Annotated in this window: 19 protein-coding genes; 9 read left to right on the top strand and 10 right to left on the bottom strand. The window is 65.9% G+C overall.

The genetic code is table 11. From position 1 onward, the window contains the following. Window positions 1-6: 6 nt before the first annotated feature. The 3 genes from AC07NT_RS17980 to AC07NT_RS17970 are packed head-to-tail and all read right to left on the bottom strand — an operon-like array spanning window position 7 to window position 5,070. Window positions 7-1,974 (bottom strand): alkyl/aryl-sulfatase, encoded by a 1,968-nt coding sequence (locus AC07NT_RS17980; protein ID WP_498600317.1) that lies wholly within the window; start codon window positions 1,972-1,974, stop codon window positions 7-9. A 32-nt stretch (window positions 1,975-2,006) separates the two neighbouring features. Then, entirely contained in the window at window positions 2,007-3,611 is a 1,605-nt protein-coding gene (locus tag AC07NT_RS17975) for a GMC family oxidoreductase (RefSeq protein WP_498600347.1), read from the bottom strand. Beyond that, the gene (locus AC07NT_RS17970) at window positions 3,598-5,070 is read right to left on the bottom strand and encodes a coniferyl aldehyde dehydrogenase (RefSeq protein ID WP_498600315.1); all 1,473 of its coding nucleotides are present in this window, start codon (window positions 5,068-5,070) and stop codon (window positions 3,598-3,600) included. Before AC07NT_RS17970 ends, AC07NT_RS17975 begins: the two co-directional genes overlap by 14 nt. A gap of 365 nt (window positions 5,071-5,435) precedes the next feature. Between AC07NT_RS17970 and katG the strand changes: the two genes are divergently transcribed. After that, window positions 5,436-7,595, top strand: coding sequence for a catalase/peroxidase HPI (gene katG, locus AC07NT_RS17965; protein WP_498600314.1), 2,160 nt, complete (start codon window positions 5,436-5,438; stop codon window positions 7,593-7,595). A gap of 126 nt (window positions 7,596-7,721) precedes the next feature. Further along, on the top strand, window positions 7,722-8,462 hold the full coding sequence (locus tag AC07NT_RS17960; protein WP_498600313.1) for a hypothetical protein: 741 nt from the start codon (window positions 7,722-7,724) through the stop codon (window positions 8,460-8,462). Between the two features lie 12 nt (window positions 8,463-8,474). Here the strand turns inward: AC07NT_RS17960 and priA are convergent, their stop codons facing one another. The 7 genes from priA to AC07NT_RS17925 form a co-directional block, all read right to left on the bottom strand. Further along, window positions 8,475-10,547, bottom strand: coding sequence for a replication restart helicase PriA (priA, locus tag AC07NT_RS17955; RefSeq protein ID WP_498600312.1), 2,073 nt, complete (start codon window positions 10,545-10,547; stop codon window positions 8,475-8,477). 387 nt (window positions 10,548-10,934) lie between these two features. Further along, entirely contained in the window at window positions 10,935-12,035 is a 1,101-nt protein-coding gene (gene hemE, locus AC07NT_RS17950) for a uroporphyrinogen decarboxylase (RefSeq protein WP_498600310.1), read from the bottom strand. A 43-nt stretch (window positions 12,036-12,078) separates the two neighbouring features. After that, window positions 12,079-12,447 carry a hypothetical protein gene (locus AC07NT_RS17945; protein WP_498600308.1) on the bottom strand — a complete coding sequence of 123 codons (369 nt, stop codon included), beginning with the start codon at window positions 12,445-12,447 and terminating at the stop codon, window positions 12,079-12,081. After that, window positions 12,440-12,859 carry a CoA-binding protein gene (locus AC07NT_RS17940; protein ID WP_498600307.1) on the bottom strand — a complete coding sequence of 140 codons (420 nt, stop codon included), beginning with the start codon at window positions 12,857-12,859 and terminating at the stop codon, window positions 12,440-12,442. Before AC07NT_RS17940 ends, AC07NT_RS17945 begins: the two co-directional genes overlap by 8 nt. Then, window positions 12,859-13,473 carry a redoxin domain-containing protein gene (locus AC07NT_RS17935; RefSeq protein WP_498600305.1) on the bottom strand — a complete coding sequence of 205 codons (615 nt, stop codon included), beginning with the start codon at window positions 13,471-13,473 and terminating at the stop codon, window positions 12,859-12,861. The genes AC07NT_RS17940 and AC07NT_RS17935 overlap by 1 nt, the downstream gene beginning before the upstream one ends. A gap of 10 nt (window positions 13,474-13,483) precedes the next feature. Further along, window positions 13,484-14,089: a thioredoxin family protein gene (locus AC07NT_RS17930; protein ID WP_498600303.1), complete on the bottom strand. Its 606-nt coding sequence runs from the start codon at window positions 14,087-14,089 to the stop codon at window positions 13,484-13,486. 22 nt (window positions 14,090-14,111) lie between these two features. Further along, a complete protein-coding gene (locus tag AC07NT_RS17925; RefSeq protein ID WP_498600302.1) occupies window positions 14,112-16,259 on the bottom strand; it encodes a protein-disulfide reductase DsbD family protein in 2,148 nt (715 codons plus the stop codon). 265 nt (window positions 16,260-16,524) lie between these two features. On the opposite strand from AC07NT_RS17925, the gene AC07NT_RS17920 reads away from it, so the two are divergent. The 7 genes from AC07NT_RS17920 to ntrB all read left to right on the top strand — a co-directional run bounded on the left by AC07NT_RS17920 (window position 16,525) and on the right by ntrB (window position 25,519). After that, complete coding sequence (locus tag AC07NT_RS17920; RefSeq protein WP_498600301.1) at window positions 16,525-17,739, top strand: class I SAM-dependent methyltransferase; 1,215 nt, start codon at window positions 16,525-16,527, stop codon at window positions 17,737-17,739. A 54-nt stretch (window positions 17,740-17,793) separates the two neighbouring features. Next, the gene (locus AC07NT_RS17915; protein WP_498600300.1) at window positions 17,794-18,615 is read left to right on the top strand and encodes a creatininase family protein; all 822 of its coding nucleotides are present in this window, start codon (window positions 17,794-17,796) and stop codon (window positions 18,613-18,615) included. 3 nt (window positions 18,616-18,618) lie between these two features. Beyond that, a complete protein-coding gene (locus AC07NT_RS17910) occupies window positions 18,619-21,201 on the top strand; it encodes a sensor domain-containing phosphodiesterase (RefSeq protein WP_498600299.1) in 2,583 nt (860 codons plus the stop codon). An 80-nt stretch (window positions 21,202-21,281) separates the two neighbouring features. Continuing rightward, complete coding sequence (locus tag AC07NT_RS17905) at window positions 21,282-21,662, top strand: PilZ domain-containing protein (RefSeq protein ID WP_498600297.1); 381 nt, start codon at window positions 21,282-21,284, stop codon at window positions 21,660-21,662. A 191-nt stretch (window positions 21,663-21,853) separates the two neighbouring features. Further along, complete coding sequence (locus tag AC07NT_RS17900; protein ID WP_498600295.1) at window positions 21,854-23,257, top strand: CmpA/NrtA family ABC transporter substrate-binding protein; 1,404 nt, start codon at window positions 21,854-21,856, stop codon at window positions 23,255-23,257. Between the two features lie 19 nt (window positions 23,258-23,276). Further along, window positions 23,277-24,632 (top strand): CmpA/NrtA family ABC transporter substrate-binding protein, encoded by a 1,356-nt coding sequence (locus AC07NT_RS17895; RefSeq protein WP_498600293.1) that lies wholly within the window; start codon window positions 23,277-23,279, stop codon window positions 24,630-24,632. Then, on the top strand, window positions 24,629-25,519 hold the full coding sequence (gene ntrB / locus AC07NT_RS17890) for a nitrate ABC transporter permease (RefSeq protein ID WP_498600292.1): 891 nt from the start codon (window positions 24,629-24,631) through the stop codon (window positions 25,517-25,519). Before AC07NT_RS17895 ends, ntrB begins: the two co-directional genes overlap by 4 nt. The last annotated feature ends 2 nt before the right edge of the window (window positions 25,520-25,521 follow it).

Below are 25,521 nucleotides of genomic sequence, written 5' to 3'. Positions count from 1 at the left end.
GCGGGGTCAGCGCGTGACGATGGGGAAGGTGCCTGGTGCTTTGTCGATCAGGGACAGGAAACGCGCCAGATCAATCTTGCTGCCGCCGATCTTCACGTCGTCGCTGAGCAGCAGGTCCTTGGCACCGGCGGTGCCGGCCATCATCCTGACGAAGAAGTCCTTGGTCAGCGTCAGCGTGGCGTGGGCCTTGGCGTCAGGTGCATCCTTCTTGAAGTGCAGCACGGCGTTTTCGATCCACAGCACATAGGATTCCCGGGTGTCGGTCAGCACCAGGTTGATCCTGTAGTCCTTGCCCTCGGCGGAGGGGCCGTTCAGGCCGGCAGCCATGGCTTCGAGGAAACGCTCCACCGGCGTCTGCTTGAGCATCTCGACGAAGTAGGCGCGGTCGATGCCCTTCTTGGGCGGGCCGTTGCGCAGCTCGGCCGCGGCGGTCAGGTAGCTGTTGCGCCAGGTGCTGGCTTCGGCCACGTAACCCAGCTGGTCATAGGTGCGGGCCAGCAACTCCTTGGCGTTCTGGTTGCCAGGTGCGCCGAACACCACCTTGTTCAGCAGCTCGGCGGCCCAGCGGTACTCGCCCTTGTCGAAGGCGGTCTGGGCGGCGGTCACGGCCTTGTCGGCCCCGCCGATCAACTCCAGCATGCGGCGTGCCGATTCTTGCGGGGGCAGTGGGTCCAGGTTGGCCGGGTTGCCGTCGTAGGCGCCCAGGTAGAACTGGTAGACCGCCTTCACGTTGTGGCGCAGGTCACCGTAGTAGCCACGCACGCCGAAATGTTTCTGCAGCGAGGCTGGCAGCTTGACCTGTTCGGCAATCTCATAGGGCGTGAGGCCGGCGTTGATCAGGCGCACGGTCTGATCGTGGGTGTACTTGTGGACGTCGCGGTGCTTGGTGATGAACTCGGCGATGCGGGCGTTGCCCCAGATGGGCCAGTTGTGCTGGCCAAAATAGACCTCGGAGTTGCCCAGCTGTTCCAGCGCCAGCTGCATGTAGTTGGCCCAGCGCAGGGCGTCGCGCACCTTGGCGCCGCGCACCGGCAGCAGGTTGTGCATGGTCTGGGCCAGGTTCTCGGCGCCGCCGTAGGCCTTGCGATCGGGGATGGAGAAGGTCAGCTCGGCAGGGGCTTCGGCGCCCGGTACGTTGTGGAACACGAAGCGCACACCATCCAGCACCATCTCCTGCGTGGGCTGTGTGATCAGACGAGTGGGCTGCACGATGCCGAAGTTGCCGTAGGCTACGGCCTTGCCCAGACCGGTGTCCACCAAGCCCTTGGGCGAGCGTTCGAGGTCACGGCCGAACTGATAGATCGAGCGGCGGCCCATGGCTGTGCCCACCATCACGTTCTCGCTGGTGGACTCCTCCATGAAACCTTCGGAGGCGATCACGGGGATCTTGCGCTGGGCCAGCTCCGCGGCGCTGACCACCCCCAGCACGCCACCGAAGTGGTCGATGTGGCTGTGGGTGAAGACGATGGCCGTCACCGGCCTGTTGCCCAGGTGCTGGCGCGCAAAGGCCATGGCGATGGCGGCGCTCTCGCGTGCGGTGAGCGTGTCCACCACGATCCAGCCGGTCTTGCCTTCCACCAGGGTGATGTTGGCCATGTCGAAGCCGCGCAGCTGGTAGATGCCCTCGGTCACCTTGTACAGGCCGATCTCGGCATTGAGCCGCGCATGACGCCACAGGCTGGGGTTGACCGTGGGCGGCGCCTTGCCGTCCACGAACTTGAAGTCGTCGAAGTCGATCAGCACCTTGCCGTCGGCCGTCTTGATCTGGCCGCTGGGGCGTGCGATCAGTCCGCGGCGTGCGTCTTCGAAACCCTGCGGGTCGTCGAGCTGGAGTTCCTTGGCCACCTGTTCATTGGCGGCCAGGGTGGTGGGGCTGGCATCACTGGCGCTGCCGCCGATGCCGCTGTTCTTGCCGCAACCGGTCAGGACCAGCAGAAGGGCGACCAGGGTGGAGAGTCGTGCTTGTGTGTTCATGAGGTGTTCCTCGGTTCAGGTCGTGGAATGTTTCAGTGGTGCTGGTCCGCGCGGATCATGTCGACGACCTTCTCGCCGATCATGATGCTCGGAGCATTGGTGTTCCCGCCGATGAGGGTGGGCATGATGGAGGCGTCGGCCACGCGCAGGCCGCGCAGGCCGTGCACGCGCAGGCGTTCGTCCACCACGGCCATGGGGTCGCGGCCCGGGCCCATCTTGCAGGTGCCCACAGGGTGGTACTGGGTGTCGGCGCGCTCGCGGATGTCTCGGGCGATGCCGACCGGGTCGTCGACACGGGTGGGGTAGAGCATCTTGCCGCGCACCGCGTCGAAGGCGCTCGATTCCATGATGCGTTGCTGCATCTGCGCGCCCTTGACCAGGGTGTGCAGATCGCGCTCGTCGGAGAGGAAGCGCGGGTCGATCAGGGGCGCATCGCGCGGGTCGTTGCTCTGCAGGCCCACCCGGCCGCGGCTGTGGGGGCGCAGCACGTCGACGTGGCAGGAGATGCCGTGGCCCAGGTGCATCTTGCGCGCATGGTCGTCCACGATGGCGATCACGTAGACCAGCTGCAAATCGGGGGCCGGCAGATTTGGGTTGGAGCGCATGAAGGCGCCGGCCGTGGCGTAGGGGGTGGTGATGAGGCCTGTGCGCTTGCGCCTCCACTCCAGCATCGCGCTCGCCATCCTCACCATACCGCGCAGGGAGAGGCCTACGGATTCCGTGTGGCTGGGGACACGCCAGGTCTGCACATAGTCGATGTGGTCCTGCAGGTTCTCGCCCACACCCGGCAGGTTGTGCGCGACCTCGATGCCTTGTGCCTGCAGCTCGCGCGCTGAGCCTATGCCCGAGAGTTGCAGCAGCTGGGGCGAGCCAAAGGCGCCCGAGGACAGGATCACCTCGCGCTGCGCGCGCACCTGTTGCAGCGTGTTGCCCTGGTAATAGGCCACACCCTCGGCGCGGCCGTCCTTCACGAGGATCTTGGCCGTGACGGCGTGCGTGATGACCTTGAGGTTTGGGCGCGACAGGTTGGGCGTGAGGTAGCCCTTGGCGGCACTGCAGCGTTCGCCGTTCCTGTGCGTCACCTGGTAGAGGAAGGCCCCGTCCTGGCGCTCACCGTTGTAGTCCGGGTTGGTGGTCAGGCCCTGCTGCGCGGCGGCGTCCAGGAACATCTGGCTCAGTGGGCTGCTGTGGCGCGGGTAGGTCACGTTCAGGGGGCCGCCCTGGCCATGAAAGTCGTTGTGGATTTCCTCGTTGTGCTCGGAGCGGCGGAAGTAGGGCAGCACCTCCTGGTAGCCCCAGCCGCTGTTGCCCAGCGAGGCCCAGTGGTCGTAATCCCAGCGGTTACCGCGCACATAGAGCATGGCGTTGATGGAACTGGAGCCGCCCAGGGTCTTGCCGCGGGGCTGGTAACCGCGCCGGTTGTTGAGACCGGGCTGCGGCACCGTCTGGTAGCCGTAGTTGTTGATCCTGGTCGGCACCATGGCGACCACACCGGCCGGCGCGTGGATCAGCACACTCTTGTCCGGGCCACCCGCTTCGAGCAGACAGACCGTCACCTTGGGGTCTTCGCTCAGGCGCGCAGCGACGACGCAGCCGGCCGAGCCGGCACCGACGACCACATAGTCAAACTCTTGCATGTTCATGGCTGACCTTGATTTCGGGGATGAGAGAGGGGTCGGGACGACCGAGGAAGAAGCGCAGCGCGAGCCGCTGCACGAGATTGCCGTAAGGCGGGTAGAACAGGTCGATCGGGTAGAAGCGGTGCCGCTTGAACACGGTCTTGGCGTGCGAGAGCTCGCGGAAGCCTTCGACGCCGTGGTAGCCGCCCATGCCGGAATTGCCGACACCGCCAAAGGGCGCGTCGTGGTTCATCACATGCCAGCCCCAGTCGTTGACCGTGACGCCGCCCGAATGCGTGCGGCGCAGCAGCTCGTCGCGCCGGGCTGCGTCATGGCTGAAGCAGTACAGGGCCAGCGGGCGTTCACCAGCCTGGATGTGCCGGATCACCTCGTTCAGGCTTTCATAGGCCAGCACCGGCAGGATGGGCCCGAACAGTTCCTCCTGCATTACCCGCATGTCGGGGCGGCAGTCGAGCACGATGTACAGGGGCATCTGGCGCTGCGCCGTGTCCGACATGTCCTGGCCACAGCTGATTACGCGCGCACCCTTGGCACGTGCGTCCGCCAGCAGCGCCTGGAGGCGCTCGTGGTGACGCTCGTTCACGATGGCGGTGTAGTCGTGGTGTCCGGCGACTTGCGCGCCGTAGAACTCGCGGAGAGTGTCCTGTACCGCTTGCACGAAGTCTTCTATCCGATCCCGGGGCACCAGCGCGTAATCGGGCGATACGCAGATCTGCCCGGCGTTGACGGTCTTGCCGTGTGCGATCCGCCGTGCAGCGTCGGCCACGGGATAGTCGCGCAGCACCACGGCCGGTGATTTGCCGCCCAGTTCCAGCGTGACGGGCGTGAGGTTCTGCGCGGCCGTGCGCATCACGATCTTGCCCACAGCCGGCGAACCGGTGAACACGATGTGATTGAAGGGCAGCGAGGTGAAGGCGTTGGGGTCGACCAACTCCTCGCCCACCACGGCCACTTCGTTCTCGGGGAAGATTTCGCCCAGCAGGCGCGTCAGCACCGCGTTGGTGGCGGGCGTGATCTCGGACATCTTGATCATCACCCGGTTGCCGGCGGCCAGGGCTGCCACCAGCGGGCCCAGGGCCAGGTAGATGGGGAAGTTCCAGGGCACGATGACACCGACCACCCCCTTGGGCTGGTAACGGACCTGCAGGCTGTTGCTGAGGAAGAGCAGCTCGGCGGCGCGCCGGCTCGGTTTCATCCAGCGGCGCAGGTGGCTGATGGCGTGGTTGACTTCGAGCATGGAGCCCATCAGGTCCAGCATCTTGGATTCGGCCGGGGCGCGGAAGCCGAAATCGCGGCTCATGGCCGCGGCGAGCACATCCTGGTAACGGCTGATCTGCTGCCTGAGGGCCTTCAGCTTGGCCTGGCGTTCACTTGTGGTCGGGTAGGGCTGGGCCCGAAAGGCCGCCTGTTGCGCCGTGAACAGCCGCGCCATGCGTTCGCTGGCAGGGGTTGTCATGTGGGGTCTCCTTGTTGGGGCTGGGCGGACGGTCGCTCAACTTATGCAAGAAGGCATTGTTCGAGGGGGGCTGCGTTGCGTCCAATGCATTTACGCCGGGATATCGATGCGTCAAACGCATTGATTCGGGTAAACCAGAGCAAAAAATGCATAGCAATCCATAGCGCGAGGCTAATTAATAGATATGTGAAATCAAATTCAAAAATAAATAGTTAAAAACTAAACTGACCTGGCCTTCAAAACACAGGAAACCCAGATGACAACTCCCCGCACCCCGAGCCCGGCCTGGCTGGAATGCCTTGCCGCCCTGGCCCAGGCCAGCTAAGTTTCCCTTCCGCTCACCCACAAACACACAGGAGAACCCCATGTCCAGCGAAGCCAAATGCCCCTTCCACCACGCTGCCGGCGGCGGCACCACGAACTCCGACTGGTGGCCGAACCAGTTGCGCGTTGATCTGCTGAACCAGCACGGCAACAAGTCCGACCCATTGGGCGCCAAGTTCAGCTACGCTGAGGAATTCAAGAAGCTCGACTACAAGGCGCTCAAGGCCGACCTGGTGAAGCTCATGACCGACAGCCAGGACTGGTGGCCCGCCGACTTCGGCCACTACGGCCCGCAGATGGTCCGCATGGCCTGGCACGCGGCGGGCACCTACCGCACGCTCGACGGGCGCGGCGGTGGCGGCCGCGGGCAGCAGCGTTTCGCCCCGCTCAACTCCTGGCCCGACAACGTCAACATCGACAAGTCGCGCCGCCTGCTCTGGCCCATCAAGCAGAAGTACGGCCAGAAGATCTCCTGGGCCGACCTCTTCATCCTCGCGGGCAACGTGGCGCTGGAGTCCATGGGTTTCCGTACCTTCGGTTTCGCCGGTGGCCGTGAAGACGTGTGGGAACCCGATCAGGACATCAACTGGGGCGCCGAGACCCAATGGCTGGCCGCCGACAAGCGTTTCAGCGGCGGCGGTGACCGCAACAAGGGCGAAGGCGAACTGAACCAGAACCTGGCCGCCACCCACATGGGCCTGATCTATGTGAACCCCGAAGGCCCCAACGCCAGCGGCGACTACATGGCTGCGGCCAAAGACATCCGCACCACCTTCTATCGCATGGCCATGGACGACGAGGAGATCGTCGCCCTGATCGCCGGCGGCCACACCTTCGGCAAGGCCCACGGCGCGGCGCCTGAATCGCACAAGGGTCCCGAGCCCGAGGGCGCGGGCATCGAGGCGCAAGGTCTGGGCTGGATGAGCAGCCACGGCAGCGGCCACGGCAAGGACACCATCTCTTCCGGCCTGGAGGTGACCTGGACCAAGACCCCCGCGCTGTGGAGCAACAACTTCTTCGAGAACCTGTTCAAGTACGAGTGGGAACTCACCAAGTCGCCCGCCGGTGCCAAGCAGTGGGTCGCCAAGAACGCCGAGGACATCATTCCCGACGCGCATGTGAAGGGCAAGTTCCACAAGCCCACCATGCTGACCACCGACCTGACGCTGCGCTACGACCCGGCCTTCGGCAAGATCTCCAAGCGCTTCCTCGACGACCCGCAAGCCTTTGCCGAAGCCTTTGCCCGCGCTTGGTTCAAGCTGACCCACCGCGACATGGGCCCCAAGGCCCGTTACCTCGGCCCCGAAGTGCCGAAGGAAGACCTGATCTGGCAAGACCCACTGCCCGCGGCCACGCTCAAGCCCACGGCCGCCGATATCGCCGATGCCAAGGCCAAGATCGCCGCCTCCGGCCTCTCGGTGGGCGAGCTGGTGTCCGTGGCCTGGGCTTCGGCCTTCACCTTCCGCAGCGGCGACAAACGCGGTGGCGCCAACGGTGCGCGCCTGGCCCTGGCCCCCCAGAAGGACTGGGCGGTCAACAAGGGTGTGGCCAAGACGGTGGCCAAGCTGCAGGGCGTCACCGGCAAGCTCTCGCTGGCTGATGTGATCGTGCTGGCCGGCAGCGTAGGTGTGGAGCAGGCCGCCAAGGCCGCCGGTGTGGCGGTGGAGGTACCCTTTGCACCGGGCCGTGTGGACGCCACCCAGGCACAGACCGACGTCGAATCCTTCGCCGTGCTCGAACCCCAGGCCGACGGCTTCCGCAACTACCGCAAAGGCCCGATCGGCGCCGCCACCGAAGCCCTGCTGGTCGACAAGGCCCAGCTGCTGGGCCTGACCGCGCCCGAGATGACCGCGCTGGTCGGCGGCCTGCGTGTGCTGGGCACCAATGCCGACGGCAGCCAGCACGGTGTGTTCACCAACAAGGTGGGCGCTCTGAGCACCGACTTCTTCGTGAACCTGCTCGACATGGGCACGGAGTGGAAGGCGACCGACGCCACGGCGGAAGTGTTCGAAGGCCGGGACCGCAAGAGCGGCAAGGTCAAGTACACCGGCACCCGCAACGACCTGATCTTCGGCTCCAACTCGGTGCTGCGTGCTTATGCCGAGGTCTATGCCAGTGCGGACGGCAAGCAGAAGTTTGCGCAGGACTTCGTTGCGGCCTGGGTCAAGGTGATGAACGCGGACCGGTTCGATCTGGCTTGATCTGACGGTTTGAGGGGTGAGCGGTCGTCGGGGTGTGAGCCTCAGCGGCCGCTTTTTTATGCCGGTGGCAGCTGATGCGGAAGGTCTGGCATCATCTGCATCGCACCGAATTCAGGGAGAAAAATCATGCGTCGTGCTGTCCGATTTGCCGTTCTGTTGCTGTCGTCCTTGGCGATCAGCGTTTCCGCTGCGGAGGGTGAGCTCGCTGCTCCGCAGGCCACCTCGCCTCAGCCGCAGATCTCGTCTAGGGTGATTGCCCTCGCGCCGGTTCTGGAGCCCGCCAAGTTTTCCCTCGAAAACAGGGGCAGCGCCCTGACCCTGGTTCCGGGCGGTGCGTGGGGCCAAAAGGGCATCGACGCAGGCCGTAGGGCGGAATTCGTGGGGGTGCTCCAGGCGCAGAAGCTGGATTTCGCTGCCGAAATGACAGCGGCGCTCAAGGCCGCCTTGACGGAAAACGGTGTGCAGGTCGTGAGCTTGGACGAGATCAAGTACGTCAAGGATGACCCCCGCACGCTGGAATACAAGCAGCTCAAGAGCAGCACAAACCTGGTGCTGGCTATCAACATCGACGAGGTCGGCCTGTACTCGGGGCGCTTCACGAGCACGTATCTGCCGCGATTCAACGTCTCGTTCGCGCTGGTGGATTCGCGCACGGAAGACGCGCTTTACGAACCCACCATCTACTACGGTGTGGACGCGCGAAAGAACTCGGAAGATCAGATCCTGGCTGATCCGCAATTCACGTTTGCGTCCTACGAGCAAGCCATTGAGCGGCGTGAAGACCTGGCCACTGTGTTCCGAGAGGGCATTCGCAAAATTGCTGCGCTCGCGGCACGGCAGGTGCGCGACCTCAAGATCAAGCCCTGAGACGCAGCGGTTTCAAATCGTCAACGGATCCACATCCACCGCCCAGCGGATCAGCCCCTTGCCCTCGGGGCCCTGCCGCACCTGGTGCAGCACCTCATGCCAGCCCGCCAGAAAACGCTGCAGCGCGGCGCGTGAAGGGCTTTCGATCAGCATCTGCGCCCGCTCCACATTGGCCACGCGCTGCACGCTCATGGGCACGGCCGGGTAGAGCGTGACGTTGAGCGAGGCCGCCGCTTCGGTGCCCAAGGTGCTCGCCGCGTTCAGGAAAGCCTGCGCCGTTTCCTGTGTGCGTGCTTCAGCCCGCACCAGAGCCTGAAAGCTGTAAGGCGGCAGGCCGGCCTGTTCGCGGTCCTTGAGCTGCTGCGCGGCGAAACCCGGGTAGTCGTGTTTCTTGAGGTTCTCGTAGAGCGGGTGGGTGGGGTGGTGGGTCTGCACCCACATCTCGCTCTGCGCGCTGATGCCGGCGTCGCGCCCCGCGCGGCCCGCGGCCTGCATGAGCAGGCTGAAGAGGCGCTCGGGCGCGCGGAAGTCGCTGGAGAACAGCGCGCTGTCGGGGTTGGCCGCAGCCACCAGGGTGATGCGGCGGAAGTCGTGGCCCTTGGCGATCATCTGGGTGCCGACCAGCACGTCCACCTCGCCGCTGTGCACCTGGGCCAGTTGCGCTTCGAGTTCGCCCTTGAGTTTGGTGGTGTCGGCGTCGATGCGCACGATGCGTACCGGCGCGCCATCGGGCCGTTGCACATCGGCCAGCAGCTCGGCCAGATGCTCTTCGAGTTTCTCGGTGCCGCGGCCCATGGGGCGGATGTCGGGGCTGCCACAGCTGGGGCAGGCGCGCGGCACGCGCTCGGTGAAGCCGCAGTGGTGGCAGCGCAGGGTGCGGTCCAACTTGTGGAAGACGCGGTAGGCGCTGCAGTGCGGGCACTCGCTTTTCCAGTCGCAGTCATTGCAATGCAGCACCGGGGCGTAACCACGCCGGTTCAAAAAGACCATGCTCTGCTCACCCTTGGCGATGCGGCCCTTGAGCGCTTCCAGCAGGGGGGGCGAGAACACCGCGTTCTTGGGTTGGTGGTTCATGTCCACGCGGCGCACCAATGGGAGTGCACCACCGTCGCCGACGCGGCTGGGCATGAGCAGGCGCACGTAGCGCCCGCCCTCGGCGACCGGGCGGCTGTGATGCCAGCTTTCCAGCGAAGGCGTGGCCGAACCCAGCATGACCTTGGCGTTTTCCTGTCGGCCGCGGTAGATAGCCAGGTCACGCGCTGAATAACGCGCGCCTTCCTGCTGTTTGTAGCTGGGATCGTGCTCCTCGTCGACGACGATCAGCTTCAGCCTGGGCATGGAGGCGAAGACGGCCATGCGTGTGCCCAGCACGATGCGCGCCGCACCGCTGTGTGCGGCCAGCCAGCTCTTGAGGCGCTGCGGGTTGGTCATGCCGCTGTGCAGCGAGACGACGACCTCGGCACCGAAGCGGGCCGCAAAACGTGCCTCCAGTTGGGGCGTGAGGTTGATCTCGGGCACCATGACCAGGGCCTGGGCCTCGGGGTCGCGTTCCAGCAGGGCCTGCACGCTGCGCAGATAGACCTCGGTCTTGCCGCTGCCGGTGGCGCCGAAGAGCAGGAAGGGGCCGGCCTGGGCTTCGATCTGCGCCAGCACCGTCTGCTGCTCGGTGGTGAGTGTGGGTGCCCGCTCTGTCGTTGAGGGCGCGGTCTCGACGGTCTTGCGCTTGAGGCGACGTGCCAGCTGCTCGCTGCTGAGTTCACGCAGCTGTGGCGGCAGCGCGGCCAGGGCGATCTCGCCAGCCGCGCGCTGGTAGTAGCTGGCGGCAAAGTCCACCAGCTGGCGCCAGGCCGGGGTCAGCGGAGCCAGCGCGGTGAGTGCAGTGGCGATGGGCCGCAGGCGGCTGTTTTCCACCTCGGCCTGGTCCTGCGATGCAGCATCCCAGACGATGCCCAGGGTCTCGCGTTTGCCCAGCGGCACGCGCACCAGCGTGCCGGGAGGAAGTGCCTGCTCGCTCAGGTACGTCAGCGTGCCTGCCACCTGGCTGTGGGCCGGCGTCTGGACCAGGATGGGGAGCGGGGCGGTCATGCGGAGGCTGTGCTTGGGGACTGTTCTTCAAGCCGACTGGTGAAAGTCGCGCTAAGTACTTGATCTGGAATGACTTTGCGAATGATTCAACAATTCTGTGGATAACTTTGTTGATACCTTGTCACGAGACTGTCCTAAGCCTTGATTTTCAAGGCTTTGCTCAAAATGCCCTTAAAAAAAGCAACGAGCAAATTTATTATGAATCAACAACTTACGTGCGCTATTGGTTTTGTAGCAACAGTCACACCCCGGGGGGCACTATGGCGCACCGCAGCACGTCTTTTGTGCATAAGTGAGTCTGCACTGAGCTTTTTTGGGGCTGTCCAAGACAAGGCCGGAATTAGGGAAATCCATGAGAAAGCGTGCCAGCCCTGCCCTTGACAGGGCTCAGGCCCGCATCCGGCGCGAATGCGCGTGGACGGCCTGAACCAGGGCGGTGACGTGTTCGGGCGGGGTGTACTGGCTGATGCCGTGGCCCAGGTTGAAGATGTGGGTGGGGCCGTTGGCCTTGGGGTCGCGGTGCGGGGCGCCAAAGCTTTCCAGCACCTTGATCACTTCGGCCTCGATGGCCGCGGGCGGGGCGAACAGTACATTGGGGTCGATATTGCCTTGCAGGGCCTTGCTGCCGCCGACCAGGGCGCGGGCCTTGCCCAGGTTCATGGTCCAGTCCAGGCCCAGCACCTCGCAGTCGAGCCGGCCCATCTGTTCCAGCCACAGGCCGCCGCCCTTGGTGAAGACGATGCGCGGCACAACCTGTCCGTCCGCGCCCGTGCGCTTGAGGCCGGCGAGCACGCGCGCGGTATAGGCCAGGCTGAATTCCTGGAAGGCGCCGTCGGCCAGCACGCCGCCCCAGCTGTCGAAGACCATCACGGCCTGGGCGCCGGCGTCGATCTGCGCGTTCAGATAGGCGGCCACGGCGTCGGCATTGACCCGCAGGATCTGGTGCATCAGGTCCGGGCGGCCGTAGAGCATGCTCTTGACCAGGCGGTAGTCGTCCGAGCCCGCGCCTTCGACCATGTAGCAGGCGAGGGTCCAAGGGCTGCCCGAGAAGCCGATCAGGGGCACACGGCCGTTCAGGGCCTTGCGGATGGAGGTGACGGCGTCGAAGACGTAGCGCAGCTTGTCGAGGTCCGGCACTCGGAGTTTCGCCACGGCGGCCTCGTCACGCACAGGCGTGGCAAAACGCGGGCCTTCACCCTGCGCAAAAGACAGACCCAGGCCCATGGCATCGGGCACGGTGAGGATGTCGGAAAAGAGGATGGCCGCGTCCAGCGGGTAACGCGCCAGGGGCTGCAGTGTGACCTCGGTCGCGTAGTCCACGTTGGTGGCCAGGCCCATGAAGCTGCCGGCCTGGGCGCGCGTGGCGCAGTACTCGGGCAGATAGCGCCCGGCCTGGCGCATCAACCAGACGGGGGTGTGATCGGTGGCCTGGCGCAGGCAGGCGCGCAGGAAGGTGTCGTTTTGCAGGGGGGCGAAGCTGGAACTCATCCCCCGATTGTCGCAGGCCGGCCAGGTACCGGCCCCTGCCGGCTTACTGTGCCAGCCGCACTTCCAGGATCTCGAAGTCGATGGCTTCGCGGTAGATGCGGATATCGTGCGTGGCCATGTAGAGCAGGATCTTGGGGGCCTGGTGCGCCACCACACGGTGGGCGCCCACGCCGAACAGCACCAGGCCCAGGCCCAGCCAGGGGTAGCCGAAATAGGCCATGCCGATGCCGGTGCCGATGATGGGCAGGATCAGCGCGGTCAGCATCAGGCGGTGCTTGACGTATTTGCGTGCGCGTTCCGGGTTGACGATAAGGCGAAAGCGCCCGGCCGGCAGGCCGGTGCGGAATTCCTCGTAGGGCACGTAGATGGGCTCGGGGCCATCGACGATGCCGGTGTTGGTGGTCTCACTCATGGTTCTGGTTCTGGGCGTGGTCGATCTTGAGACAGCGATTCTGCACCACGCGCAGACCGGCCTGGCGGGCTCGGGCGACGGCGTCCGCGTGTTCCACACCCAGCTGCATCCAGACTGCTTGCGCGCCGATGGCGATGGCCTCGTCGACGATGGGCGCAATCTCCTCGCTACGGCGGAAGCAGTCCACGAGTTCGATGCGCGCGTGGCGCGCGGCTTCAGTGAGGCTGGGGTACACCTGCTCTCCCAGGATCTCGCCGCTGGCCATGGGGTTGACCGGCACAATGCGCCAGCCCTGGGCCTGCATGTAACGCGCCACGCGGTGGCTGTCGCGCTCGGGTCGTGGCGAAAGGCCCACCACGGCCACCGTGCGGCAGTGGCCCAGGATCCAGGTGATGTCCGCGGCTTGCTGCATCAGCGGTAGGTGATGGGGCAGCCGTAGGGCCGGTTGCTGACCACGCTCAGTGGCTTGCCGGCCAGCGCCTCGTCCAGGCCCTGGCGCACGTAGTTGGTGGCGACGGGGATGTCTTCGGCCTTGGCCGAGGGGATGCTGTCGATGGCGCCGGCATAGATGAGCTCGCCGCGCGGGTTGAGGATGAAGAAGTGCAGCGAGTTGCGCGCACCCATGGCACGGCCCAGTTCGCCGCTTTCGTCCATCACCGTCGCCGTGGGCGCGGCCTTCTGCTCGGTCATCCAGCGTGCCATCTGTTGCGGCGTGAGGAAGTCGGCGCTGCCGTCGGCAGTGGAGTTGACCGTGAGCCAGACCACGCCCTTGCCACGGGCCTCGGCCTGCAGGGCCTGGATGTTGCCGCTGCGGTAATGCTTGCGCACAAAGGGGCAGCCCGGGTTGGTCCATTCCAGCACCACATGGCGACCGCGGTAGTCGCTCAGGCGCAGGGGCTTGCCATCGATGTCCTGCAGGTTGATGTCGGGTGCGCGCTGGCCGATGGCGAGAGCGGCCTGGGCCAGGCGCGGTAACAGCAGGGAACCTAGGGCGAGTGCGCCCAGTTGGCGACGGGAACAGGACATGGGGTGGGTCTCAGCGGTACTTGATCGAGCAGCCGTAAGGCCGGGTGCTGGCCTGGCTGATGGGCTTGCCGGCCAGGGCCTCGGCCAGGCCGGTGCGCACGTAGTTGGTGGCGGTCTTGATGTCGTCGGTGCGGGCCGAGGGGATGCTGTCGATGCCGCCGGCATAGATCAGCCTGCCCTGCGGGTCGACGATGTACATGTGCGGTGTGGTCCGCGCGCCGTAGGCCCGACCCACCTTGCCCTCCTCGTCCATCAGGGTGGCACCGGGGGCGGCCTGCTGCTCCTGCATCCAGCGGCCCAGCTGGGCCGGGCTCAGGTAGTCGCCGTGTCCGGTCTCGGTGGAGTTGATGGCCAGCCAGACGACGTTCTTCGCCGCCGCCTCTTTCTGCAAGGCCTGCATATTGCCGCTGCGGTAGTGCTTGAGCACAAAGGGGCAGCCCGGGTTGTTCCATTCAAGCACCACATGGCGGCCGCGGTAGTCGCTGAGTTTCACCGTCTTGCCGCTGACATCCTGGAGCGTGAAGTCCGGTGCGCTCTGGCCCACCGTGATGGCTTGCGCGTTACCCAGCAGGGCGGCCCACAGAAGGAAAACTGAAACAAACAGGCGTTGCGGCATGGTGATCTCCCAGATGGCGAGACTAGAGCGTATCCAGGGCCTGGCGGACTTCGTTCACGGTCAGCACCTCCGACAGCAGCAAAGGCGCGCGCCCCTGGCGGTAGAAGACGTAGACCGGCACGCCGTTGCGACCCAGCTGGGCCAGGGCAGCGGTGATGGCCGGGTCGCGCCGGGTCCAGTCGGCGCGCAGCATGACGACCTGCCTGGTATCGAAGCCGGCCAGCAATTCGGCGTCGGCCAGTGTGGTCTGCTTGTTGTACTGGCAGGTCACGCACCAGGCGGCGGTGTAGTCCACGAAGACGGTCTTGCCCTCGGCCAGCAGGGCCTGCTGGCGCTCGGGACTCCAGGGCGACCAGCGCTCGCCGCTGGCCTGCAGGGTGGCAGCGCCTTCTTCCTGGAACATGTAGGGACCGAGCGCCCAGGCCCCCCAGCCCCCCAGAGCGATGAGCAGTCCCGCCAGCACCGTGCGCAGGCGACCGGAGAGCGTGAACGCCCAGATCACCGCGCTGAGCGCGACCAGCAGGACCAGCAGGGTCGCGGCACCGTTCATGCCGCTCTGGTGGCCCATGACCCAGACCAGCCAGACCACGGTGAGCAGCATGGGGAAGGCGAAGAACTTGCGCAGCGCATCCATCCACGCGCCCGGCCTGGGCAGCAGGCGCGCGAAGGCCGGCACGAAGCTGGCCGCCAGATAGGGCAGGGCCAGACCCAGGCCCAACGTGGCAAAGATCAACAGGGCCTGCGCGGCCGGCAACGTGACGGCCAGGCCCAGCGAGGCCCCCATGAAGGGGGCGCTGCAAGGCGAGGCCACGGCCACTGCGAGCACGCCGGTGAGGAAGGCATCCACGACCGGATGGCGCGCCTGGAAGGCCGCCAGCGAGCTCGGGGCGAACTGGCCGAACTCGAACACGCCGGCCAGGTTGAGCGCGATGATGGTGAACAGGGCCGCGAGCGCCGCCACCACGGCCGGGTTCTGCAGCTGGAAGCCCCAGCCCAGGCTCTGGCCCGCGGCGCGCAGGCCCAGCAGCAGCAGGCCCAGGCCTACGAAGCTGACGATGACCCCGGCGGTGTAGGCCAGGCCGCTGAGGCGGTGGCCGCGGTGGTCATCGGCATGGCGCGTGAAGCTCAGCACCTTGATGGCCAGCACAGGGAACACGCAGGGCATGAGGTTGAGGATGAGGCCGCCCAGCAGCGCGCCCAGTAGCGCGGCGTAGAAACCCAATGGTGCGGCCGGTGCAACGCTCGCGGCATTGGCGGCCAGTGCGGCTTGCAGGGCCGGGGAAATGGGGGTCGGCGCGGCGCCGGCCGGCCATTTGCCCTGGACCGGCAGCTCGACGCGCCAGCCCTGGCCGCCCTGGGTCAGCAGCACGGGCAGCACCTTGGGGCTGGCGCTGCGTTGCGCCATGAGCGGCAGTTCGGCCGTCCACTCGGCGCCCTGCCAGCCTTGTTGCCAGGGCGCTGCGGGGTTGATGACTTCGGCGGTCTCGGGGAAGACGTTGAGTTGTTGGCCGTGCAGTTGGGCGGGCAGGCCGGCGACGCTGAGCTTGAGGGTCTGGTCGTCGATCTGGATATGGCTGTTTTTGTTGGTGCCGAGCGCCCGGGGCTGGGCCTTGCGTGCGGCTTCAAAGGCAGTGCCGTTCAGGGCGGTGGAGCCCTTGAGCGGGATGCGTAGGGTGTATTCGCCCTCCTCGGGGATGCACTCGGTTTTGCAGATCAGCCAGCTGGCGCGCAGCTTGACGGTGAGGTCCTGGCCCAGCAGGGGCGGCTTGAAGTCGGGGGTGATGGTCAGGGGCACAGCCAGCAGCAGCGTGCCTTCATAGCCGTAGTTGACCAGGGGACCGACCGGGATTCTTTTGGGGATTGGCCAGGCGATCTCGCCGGCCTGGACGCCGGGCGGCAGCGTCCACGCGAGTTCGGTGGGTAGGCCGGAGTCACCGGGGTTTTTCCAATAGGTGTGCCAGTGCTCCTTGTGCTCGATCTGCAGGCCTACCCAGACCGGCTGGCCGGCCGACACACCCTCAGGCGCATGGGCCAGCAATTCGGTGCGGGCCTGGGGCGTGGTGACCACCGACTTCTGGGGTGTCAACTGTGCGCTGACGCACGGAGCGTAAAGCGTGGCGGCTGTAAAAAGCGAGGCCAGCAGGGATCGCAGAAGCCGGAAAGAAGTCATGGGTGCCAAGGTGAGGGAAACAGATGGGAGTGCGCCAGGCTGGTGCAAGTTCCCCACGGGCCCTGTCTGGGGATGGGGCTGGCCACGAATATAAGCCAAGCCTGAAAGGCTTGAATTCCCTATAGGGCTCATAGACACTATCAAATTCCGTATGCGGTTTCTGGTCCGAATAATGCATACGTGGAAGATGACCACAGGCCGTCACGCAGGTCTGTACATGAAACGCTCGTTGGATGGGAGATTCATGATCATGATGGCGACCAGCATGGAAACAGTCCTGAGCCCCTGGGTGACTCAGCTCAAGTCCAAGACCCAGCTGCCCCTGCTCGTGCAATGGGGCGAGAACCCGGCGCCCGGCTCGGGCCTGCGGCTGGGGGATTTCACCACCCCCAAGGTCGTGATGCGGGTGCGCAAGGCCAGCGCGGTGCCCTTGCTGCTGTCCCCCTCGCTGGACAGTCTGGGCGAGGCTTATGTCGAAGGCCTGGTCGATGTGGACGGCAGCGTGGACGACATCCTGGAGATGGCGCACCGCCTGGCCGAAGCCGGGAGTCGGACCGAGAGCCGCCTCACGCGCATCGCGCGCCACTTCCAGCACACGCAGAAGAGCGACAGCGCGGCCATCCAGTACCACTACGACGTCTCCAACGAGTTCTACCAAGCCTGGCTGGATCCGCGCATGGTCTATTCCTGCGCCTATTTCGAGAACGGCGACGAGACCCTCGAGGAAGCGCAGATCAAGAAGATCGACCACATCCTGACCAAGCTGCAGCTGCAGCCCAACCAGCGCCTGCTGGACATCGGCTGTGGCTGGGGCGCGCTGGTGATGCGTGCCGCCAGCAAGTTCGGTGCGCGCTGCACCGGCATCACGCTTTCTCAGCGCCAGTTCGAACTGGCCACGGAACGGGTGCGCGCAGCCGGCCTGCAGGACCGGGTGGAGATCCGCCTGCAGGACTACCGCGACGTGCAGGGCCAGTTCGACCGCATCACCAGCGTGGGCATGTTCGAGCATGTGGGCATCAAGCACCTGGAGGGCTATTTCGCCTGCATCAACGGCCTGCTGGCCGACGATGGCTGGGTGCTCAACCACGGCATCACCTCGACCGACGCCAACGACGGTGAGACCGCCTATGGGGGTGGCCGTTTCATCGACCGCTATGTGTTCCCGCAGGGAGAGCTGCCGCACATCAGCACCGTGCTCAAGACCCTGCAGGCTGGCGGCCTGGAGGCGCTGGACGTGGAGAGCCTGCGCCGCCACTACGCGCGCACCACCGGGCTGTGGAGCCAGGCCTTCGAGGCGGCCGGCCACAGGCTGCGCGACATGGTGGGCGAGCGGCGCTGGCGCATCTGGCGGGTCTATCTGGCCGGTTGCCAGTGGGCCTTCGAGCACGACGAAATCTCGCTTTACCAAGTGTTGTGCACCAAGGCGGGTCGCCAGGCCCACGGCCTGCCCTGGTCGCGCCGCTGGATGTACGCGCGCTGAAGGCCGTGGTGCCGGTGGTACGGCCCCGGAGGCCGGAGGCCCTAAGATAGAAGGATGGCTACACCTGCCACCCCCTCCCCCTACTGGGCCGACCTGTCCACGCGCGACTTCGCGCGGCTCGACACTGGCCGCGCCATCGCCGTGTTGCCTGTGGCGGCCATCGAGCAGCACGGGCCGCACCTGCCGCTGAGCGTGGACACAGACCTGGCCAACGGCGTGGTGGCCGCCACGCTGCCGCACCTGCAGGCCGACCTGCCCGTGCTCTTCCTGCCGACCCAGGCCGTGGGCCTGAGCCCCGAGCACCAGGCCTACCCCGGCACGCTCACCCTGTCCGCGCACACCGTCATCAGCCTGTGGACGGACATCGGCGAATCGGTGGCGCGGGCGGGTGTCAAAAAGCTGGTGCTGCTGAATTCGCACGGTGGCCAGGTCGGGGTGATGGACATCGTGGCGCGCGACCTGCGCGCGCGGCTGGGTCTGCTGGTCTACAGCGTGAACTGGTTCAACCTGCCGCTGGGCGCCGAGGTCGAGGGTCAGTTTTCTGCCGAGGAACACCGCTTTGGCATCCATGCCGGGCAGATCGAAACCGCCATGATGCTGGCGCTCAAGCCTGAGCGAGTGGCCATGGCGCAGGCGCAGAACTTCGTTTCAGCCTCCCAGCAGCGCGCGCAGAAATTTCCCATCCTGGGCAATGGCAAGAGCGCCAAGCTGGGCTGGCAGATGCAGGACTACAACCCGGCCGGGGCCGTGGGCAACGCGGCCGCGGCCACGGCGCAGCAGGGCCGTGCCGTGCTGGATGCCGCCGGCCGAGCGCTGGCCGCCTTGCTGGCCGAGATCGACCGCCTGCCAGCGGACACATTGGCCCCGCCACCCTGATCCATGAACGACCTGGCCAGCCCTGTCACCGACGAGTTCTTGGCCGAGGAGCGACGCATGGCGTCGCTGCGCAGCTACGCCGTGCTGGACACGCCGCCCGAGCTGGACTTTGACGAGCTCACGCGCCTGGCGTCCGAATGGCTGGGCATGCCGATCGCCCTGGTCAGCCTGGTCGACGAAGAGCGGCAGTGGTTCAAGTCACGCGTGGGCCTCGATCCGAGCCAGACGCCGCGCAGCATGTCGTTTTGCAGTGTGGCCATCCAGCGGCCGCACGAGGTCATGGTCGTGCCCGACGCCAGCACCGACCCGCGTTTTCGTGACAACCCGCTGGTCACGGCCGATCCGTACATCCGTTTTTATGCAGGGGCGCCCTTGCTCATGCCTGATGGTCAGGCCCTGGGCACACTGTGCGTGATCGACCGGGAGCCGCACGAGTTCAGTCCGAAGCAGCGCCAGATACTGGCCCTGCTGGCGCGGCAGGTGGTGGCGCAGCTGGAGTTGCGCAAGAAGCAGTCCCAGTTGCAGCTGGCGGTGGACCGCTACCAGAGGCTGTTCGATTACACCCTGGACGGCGTGCTGCAGACCCGGCCCGGCGGCGAAGTCCTGGCGGCCAACGCCGCTGCCTGCGCCATGCTGGGCATGAGCGAGGACGAGATACGCCAGCGTGGGCGAATCGGGGTGCTCGATCTGCAGGATCCCCGCCTGCAGGCCTTGCTGGACGTGCGCCAGCGCGAGGGCCAGGCCCGTGGCGAGCTGCGCATGCGGCGCGGCGACGGCACGCTGTTCGAGGTGGAGCTCACCTCCGCGCTGTACCACGATCACGATGGACAGTGGCTCAGCAGCATCGTGTTCCGCGACATCACCGAGCGTCTGCGCTGGCAGCACGATCTGCAGACCCAGGTGACGCTGCTCAACAACCTGGCCCGGCACGTGCCCGGCTCGCTCTACCAGTTCCACCTGGATGCCGGCGGCCATCTGAGTTTCCCGTTCGCCAGCGAAGGCATTCGTGCGATCTACGAGGTCACGCCCGAGTCCGTGCGCGAGGACGCGACCCTGGCCCTGCAGCGCATCCATCCCGATGACCTGCAGCGGGTGCTTGACTCGATCCAGGTCTCGGCCGAGACCCTGGAGCCCTGGCGCGTCGAGTACCGGGTGATCCTGCCCGAGCAGGGACTGCGCTGGCGCCTGTGCAATGCCCAACCCGAGCGTCTGGCCGACGGCGGCACGCTCTGGCACGGCTTCAACACCGACATCACCGAGCGCAAGGAGGCCGAGGCCCACACCTTCCAGCTCGCCTACTTCGACGCCCTGACCGGCCTGCCCAACCGTACCCTGCTGCGTGACCGCGTCGAGCAGGCCCTGGCCCTGGCGCGGCGTAACCGCCAGTACGGGGCCGTGATGTTCGTCGACCTCGACAACTTCAAGCAGATCAACGACGCGCGTGGCCATTCGGTGGGCGACCACCTGCTGACCGAAGTGGCCAAACGCCTGCAGGCCCTGCTGCGTGCCGAGGACACGGTGGCACGCATCGGAGGCGACGAGTTCGTGCTGCTGATCAACGAACTGGGGCAGGACGTCGATGCCAGCGCGCGCGCCGCCATGGCCGTGGCCGAAAAAGTGCGTGCCACGCTGGACCGGCCCCACCTGATCGACAACTTCAGTTACACCAGCACGGGAAGCATCGGCATCAGCCTCTTTCCCAAGGCCGGCCAGCAGCTCGACGACCTGCTGCGCGAAGCCGACACCGCCATGTACCGCGCCAAATCCGCGGGGCGCAACCGCATCGCCTTCTTCGAAATGACCATGCAACACGAGGTCGAGGAGCGGCTGGCGCTGGAGCAGGAACTCAAGGAGGCGCTGGCCTCCGGCCAGTTGCGCCTGCACGTGCAGTCCCAGGTGGACACGGCCGGCTCCGAAGTGGCGGGCGAGCTGCTGCTGCGCTGGCAGCATCCCACGCGCGGTCTGGTACCGCCCATGCGGTTCATCCCCTTGGCCGAAGAAACCGGCCTGATCCTGCCGCTGGGCGAGTGGGTGATCGAACAGGCCTGCCAGACGCTGGCGCGCATGCAGCGCGCGGGACTTACGCAGTCCCTTTCGGTCAACGTCAGCGCGCGCCAGTTCCGCAGTGACGATTTCGTGCCGCGCGTGCGCGCCATCCTGAAAAGCACCGGTGCGCCGGCCCGGCAACTGGTCTTCGAGGTGACCGAGAGCCTGTTCATCCAGGACTGGGACAACTCCCTGCGCCGCATCAGCGAACTCGTGCAAATGGGCATACGCTTTTCCATCGACGATTTCGGCACCGGTTACTCCAGCCTGAGTTACCTGCAGCGCCTGCCCCTGTTCGAACTCAAGATCGACCGCAGCTTCGTGCAGGACACACCGCACGATGTCAACGACACCGCCATCGTGAGTTCCATACTTTCCATGGCGCGGCACCTGGGCCTGGAAGTGGTGGCCGAGGGCGTGGAGAACCGTGCCCAAGCCGATTTCCTCAAGGCCAATCAGTGCGATCGCATGCAGGGTTATCTGTTCTCCCAGCCGCAGCCGCTGGAAGACTGGCTGACGCGCATGGGTTTGCGCGGCTGAAACCGGCCGGCTGGCGGGTTTGACAGCCTCCTCGCCCCTGCGGATACTCCCCCTATCCGTTCCAGGATCAGGAGCCGCCCTTGAACACCACCACCGATCGCCGTCTTTTCCTGCGTTCCGTGTTCCATGCCCCGGTGCGCTTGCGGCTGGGCGAACAGGAAAGTCTGGGCTACCTGCACGACATCTCGCTCAAAGGCGCTCTGGTTGAGGTCGCGGCCAGCTGGGGCGGGCGGGTGGGCGAGAACTGTCGCCTGGTCCTGAAGCTGGCACCGCATGCGACCATCCTCATGGACACCACCGTGGCGCACGTCGAAGGTCGCCATGTCGGTCTGCACTGCGAGCGCCTGGACCTCGACAGCATGACCCACCTGCGCCAGCTGGTCGAACACAACGTGGACGACCCGGCCCTGCTGGAGCGTGATCTGGCGACCCTGGTCGCCCAGGGGCGCGACGCCGCCTGACGGCCGCTTGCGGCACCGTCCGCTGCGGGCCTCCCCACCTACGATGACTTGAGCGCCCTGCCGGGTGCGCCCTAGCCGCAGTGCGGTGCCGGCCGTGCACCAGACATGTGCACGTACATGACCTTTTCTTGTACACAAGCTGGCCCGACATTTGCATACACATTGGCATCCCAGCCCCAGGAGGTGATGCCATGACGACCTACTTCGATCCCTACAACGCTGATCGTCCGCTGATGCTCAAGTGCAGCTGCGGGCGTGACCACACGGTGGCCGAGCACCAGGCCGAGGCCGCTGCCGGGCAGGCGGCTGCCACCCTGCGGGCGCGCAGCGAGACGGCCGACTTCGAGGCCTACAGCCAGGAATTCATTGAGGCCACCCTGGTCAAGGCCCTGTTTCCGCAGGACGCGTTGCGCCGCCGTTTCCTGCGTGCGGTCGGCAAGGGCGCGGCCATGTCGGCCATCGCCAGCGTGCTGCCCGTGGCCAGTCTGCAGGCCATGGCGCAAGAGAAGGGGACGCTGGAGAAGAAAGATCTCAAGATCGGTTTCATCCCGATCACCTGCGCCACGCCGCTGATCATGGCCCACCCGCTGGGTTTCTACCGCCAGCAGGGGCTGAACGTGGAGGTGGTGAAGACCGCGGGCTGGGCGCTGATCCGCGACAAGATGCTGAACAAGGAATACGACGCCACGCATTTCCTGAGCCCCATGCCGCTGGCCATCAGCCTGGGCCTGGGCTCCAATGCCACGCCCATGAACGTGGCCACGATCCAGAACACCAACGGCCAGGCCATCACGCTGGCGCTCAAGCACAAGGACAAGCGCGATCCCAAGGACTGGAAGGGGTTCAAGTTTGCCGTGCCCTTCGACTACTCGATGCACAACTTCCTGCTGCGTTACTACGTGGCGGAGCACGGGCTGAACCCCGATACCGATATCCAGATCCGCGTGGTGCCCCCGCCCGAGATGGTGGCCAATCTGCGCGCCGGCAATATCGACGGCTTTCTCGGTCCCGACCCCTTCAACCAGCGCGCGGTCTACGAGGAAGTGGGTTTCATCCACCTGCTGACCAAGGACCTGTGGAACGGCCACCCCTGCTGCGCCTTCGGCACCAGCACCGAGTTCATCCAGAAGAACCCCAACACCTTTGCGGCCCTGTACCGCTCGGTGCTCACGGCCGCGGCCATGGCGCGCAAGCCCGAGAACCGCGAGCTCATCGCCAAGGTCATCGCGCCCACCCAGTACCTGAACCAGCCCGAGGTGGTGCTGCAGCAGGTGCTGACCGGCAAGTTCGCCGACGGCCTGGGCAATATCCAGAACGTGCCCGACCGCGCCGACTTCGACCCCATGCCTTGGCAGAGCATGGCGGTGTGGATGCTCACGCAGATGCAGCGCTGGGGCTACATCAAGGGTGATGTGAACTACAAGCAGATCGCCGAGAAGGTCTTCCTGCTGACCGATGCCAAGAAGCACATGAAGTCGCTCGACCAGAAGTTGCCTGACGGCGCCTACCCACGGTTCAAGGTCATGGGGCGCGAGTTCGATCCGGCCAAGGCGGCCGAGTACGCCGCGAGTTTCCCCATCCGCAAGGCGGTCTGAGCGAGCACGACGAGGCCCCATGCACGATCCCTACGACGCCGAACGCCCGCTGAACCTGCAATGCGCCTGCGGGCAGCCCCACGCGCCGCATGAACACGACACTGCGTCTGTAAGCAGCGCCGAAGCGCACGCCCTGTCTTTCATGGAGGCCGCGCTGGTCAAGGCCATCTTTCCGCGCGACGCCGAGCGACGCCTCTTCCTCAGGGCCGTGGGCCGACGCACCGCCATGGCCGCCATCGCCAGCATCGTCCCGCTGGGCACCTTGCAGGCCCTGGCGCAGGAGACGCGTCCGCCCGAGAAGCGGGATCTCAAGGTTGGCTTCATCGCCATCACCTGCGCCACGCCGCTGCTGATGGCCGAGCCCCTGGGCCACTACCGCGATCAGGGCCTGCGCGTCGAGCTGGTCAAGACCGCGGGCTGGGGCGCGATCCGCGAGAAGGTGCTCAACAAGGAGCATGACGCCTCGCACTTCCTGAGCCCGATGCCGTTGGCCATGGGCCTGGGGCTGGGTTCGGCCGCCGCACCCACCTCGGTGGCCACCATCCAGAACGTCAACGGGCAGGCCATCACGTTGGCACGCAAGCATGTGAACCGCCGTGAACCGCGCAGCTGGAAGGGCTTCAAGTTGGGCGTGCCCTTCGAGTACAGCATGCACAACTTCCTGCTCCGGTACTACCTGGCGGAAAACGGTGTGAATCCAGATACCGACGTTCAGATCGTGGTGGTGCCGCCGCCGCAGATGGTGGCCAAGCTCAAGGAGGGCGAGATCGACGGCTTTCTCGGTCCCGACCCCTTCAACCAGCGCGCGGTATTTGACGGGGTGGGTTTCATCCACCTGCTGTCCAAGGACATCTGGGACGGGCACCCCTGCTGCGCTTTCGGCGTGAGCGATGCCTTCATCGCGCAGTACCCCAACAGCTTTGCGGCCCTGTTCCGGGCGGTCATCGGCGCATCCTTCATCGCCAGCGTCTCGACAGACCGAGCCCAGATTGCCAAGCTGATTGCACCGCCTTCGCTGCTCAACCAGCCTGAGGAAGTGATCGCGCAGGTGCTGACCGGCAATTTCCCTGACGGCCTGGGCAACACCCGCTCTGTACCTGACCGCGCCCTGTTCGACCCTGTGCCCTGGCAGAGCATGGCCGTCTGGATGCTGACCCAGATGAAGCGCTGGGGCTATATCAAGGGCGATGTGGACTACGCGCAGATCGCAGAGAAAGTCTTCATGCTCACCGACGCCAAGCGGCAGATGGCCGCGATGGGCTGGCGCGCCCCGGAAGGCACCACACGCAGGATCCGCGTCATGGGACGCACCTTTGATTCCGCCAAGCCTGAAGAGTATGTGCGCAGCTTCCCCATCCACAAGGTGGCCGCATGAAGCTCTGGCAGACCTTGGGCTTCCGCGCGGCGCTGGTCTCGCTGCTGCTTCTGGTGCTGCTGCTGGCAGGCTGGCGCGCGGCCACGCTGCCCGATGCGGGCGCGCCCCCGCCTGCCTCCGCGGCCAACCTGACCCCCGAGCAGATCGAGTACCTCAAGATGATGGGCAAGGACCCGGGTGCGCTCACGGCGGGTTCGGGCAAGCAGGCGGGCTTCCCCACCCCTTTGCAGATCGCGCAAGCGGCCTGGAAGCAGCTCAGCAACCCTTTCTACGACAACGGTCCCAATGACAAGGGCATCGCCATCCAGCTGGCCCATTCACTGGGCCGCGTGGGGCTGGGCTTCGGCCTGGCCTGCCTGGTGGCGATTCCGCTGGGTTTCGTGATCGGCATGTCGCCGTTGCTGCGCCGCGCCTTCGACCCCTACATCCAGGTGCTCAAGCCCATCAGCCCGCTGGCCTGGATGCCGCTGGCGCTGTACACCATCAAGGACTCGTCGGTCAGCGGCATCTTCGTGATCTTCATCTGCTCGCTCTGGCCCATGCTGATCAACACCGCCTTCGGCGTGGCTTCGGTCCGGCGCGACTGGCTCAATGTGGCGGCCACGCTGGAGGTCAGTCCGCAGCGCTTGGCCTTCCTCGTGGTCTTGCCTGCGGCGGCACCCACCATCGTGACGGGCATGCGCATCAGCATGAGCATCGCCTGGCTGGTCATCGTGGCCGCCGAGATGCTGGTGGGCGGCACGGGCATCGGTTACTTCGTCTGGAACGAGTGGAACAACCTCTCGCTCACCAATGTGATCTTCGCCATCCTGGTCATCGGGGTGGTGGGCATGCTGCTGGACCTGCTCTTCGGCCAGCTGCAGAAAGCCGTGTCCTATGTGGAGTGAAA

The organism is Hylemonella sp. GW821-FHT10B10, from assembly GCF_059415585.1.
Note: the sequence above shows the minus strand (reverse complement) of the source record. Positions and strands in the feature narration are given on the sequence as shown.

What these genes read in the sequence shown, in the direction of transcription:
- AC07NT_RS17980 (WP_498600317.1), bottom strand. Translation starts at nt 1,974, where the DNA reads ATGAACACACAAGCACGACTCTCCACCCTGGTCGCCCTTCTGCTGGTC.
- AC07NT_RS17975 (WP_498600347.1), bottom strand. Translation starts at nt 3,611, where the DNA reads ATGCAAGAGTTTGACTATGTGGTCGTCGGTGCCGGCTCGGCCGGCTGC.
- AC07NT_RS17970 (WP_498600315.1), bottom strand. Translation starts at nt 5,070, where the DNA reads ATGACAACCCCTGCCAGCGAACGCATGGCGCGGCTGTTCACGGCGCAA.
- katG (WP_498600314.1), top strand. Translation starts at nt 5,436, where the DNA reads ATGTCCAGCGAAGCCAAATGCCCCTTCCACCACGCTGCCGGCGGCGGC.
- AC07NT_RS17960 (WP_498600313.1), top strand. Translation starts at nt 7,722, where the DNA reads ATGCGTCGTGCTGTCCGATTTGCCGTTCTGTTGCTGTCGTCCTTGGCG.
- priA (WP_498600312.1), bottom strand. Translation starts at nt 10,547, where the DNA reads ATGACCGCCCCGCTCCCCATCCTGGTCCAGACGCCGGCCCACAGCCAG.
- hemE (WP_498600310.1), bottom strand. Translation starts at nt 12,035, where the DNA reads ATGAGTTCCAGCTTCGCCCCCCTGCAAAACGACACCTTCCTGCGCGCC.
- AC07NT_RS17945 (WP_498600308.1), bottom strand. Translation starts at nt 12,447, where the DNA reads ATGAGTGAGACCACCAACACCGGCATCGTCGATGGCCCCGAGCCCATC.
- AC07NT_RS17940 (WP_498600307.1), bottom strand. Translation starts at nt 12,859, where the DNA reads ATGCAGCAAGCCGCGGACATCACCTGGATCCTGGGCCACTGCCGCACG.
- AC07NT_RS17935 (WP_498600305.1), bottom strand. Translation starts at nt 13,473, where the DNA reads ATGTCCTGTTCCCGTCGCCAACTGGGCGCACTCGCCCTAGGTTCCCTG.
- AC07NT_RS17930 (WP_498600303.1), bottom strand. Translation starts at nt 14,089, where the DNA reads ATGCCGCAACGCCTGTTTGTTTCAGTTTTCCTTCTGTGGGCCGCCCTG.
- AC07NT_RS17925 (WP_498600302.1), bottom strand. Translation starts at nt 16,259, where the DNA reads ATGACTTCTTTCCGGCTTCTGCGATCCCTGCTGGCCTCGCTTTTTACA.
- AC07NT_RS17920 (WP_498600301.1), top strand. Translation starts at nt 16,525, where the DNA reads ATGGAAACAGTCCTGAGCCCCTGGGTGACTCAGCTCAAGTCCAAGACC.
- AC07NT_RS17915 (WP_498600300.1), top strand. Translation starts at nt 17,794, where the DNA reads ATGGCTACACCTGCCACCCCCTCCCCCTACTGGGCCGACCTGTCCACG.
- AC07NT_RS17910 (WP_498600299.1), top strand. Translation starts at nt 18,619, where the DNA reads ATGAACGACCTGGCCAGCCCTGTCACCGACGAGTTCTTGGCCGAGGAG.
- AC07NT_RS17900 (WP_498600295.1), top strand. Translation starts at nt 21,854, where the DNA reads ATGACGACCTACTTCGATCCCTACAACGCTGATCGTCCGCTGATGCTC.
- AC07NT_RS17895 (WP_498600293.1), top strand. Translation starts at nt 23,277, where the DNA reads ATGCACGATCCCTACGACGCCGAACGCCCGCTGAACCTGCAATGCGCC.
- ntrB (WP_498600292.1), top strand. Translation starts at nt 24,629, where the DNA reads ATGAAGCTCTGGCAGACCTTGGGCTTCCGCGCGGCGCTGGTCTCGCTG.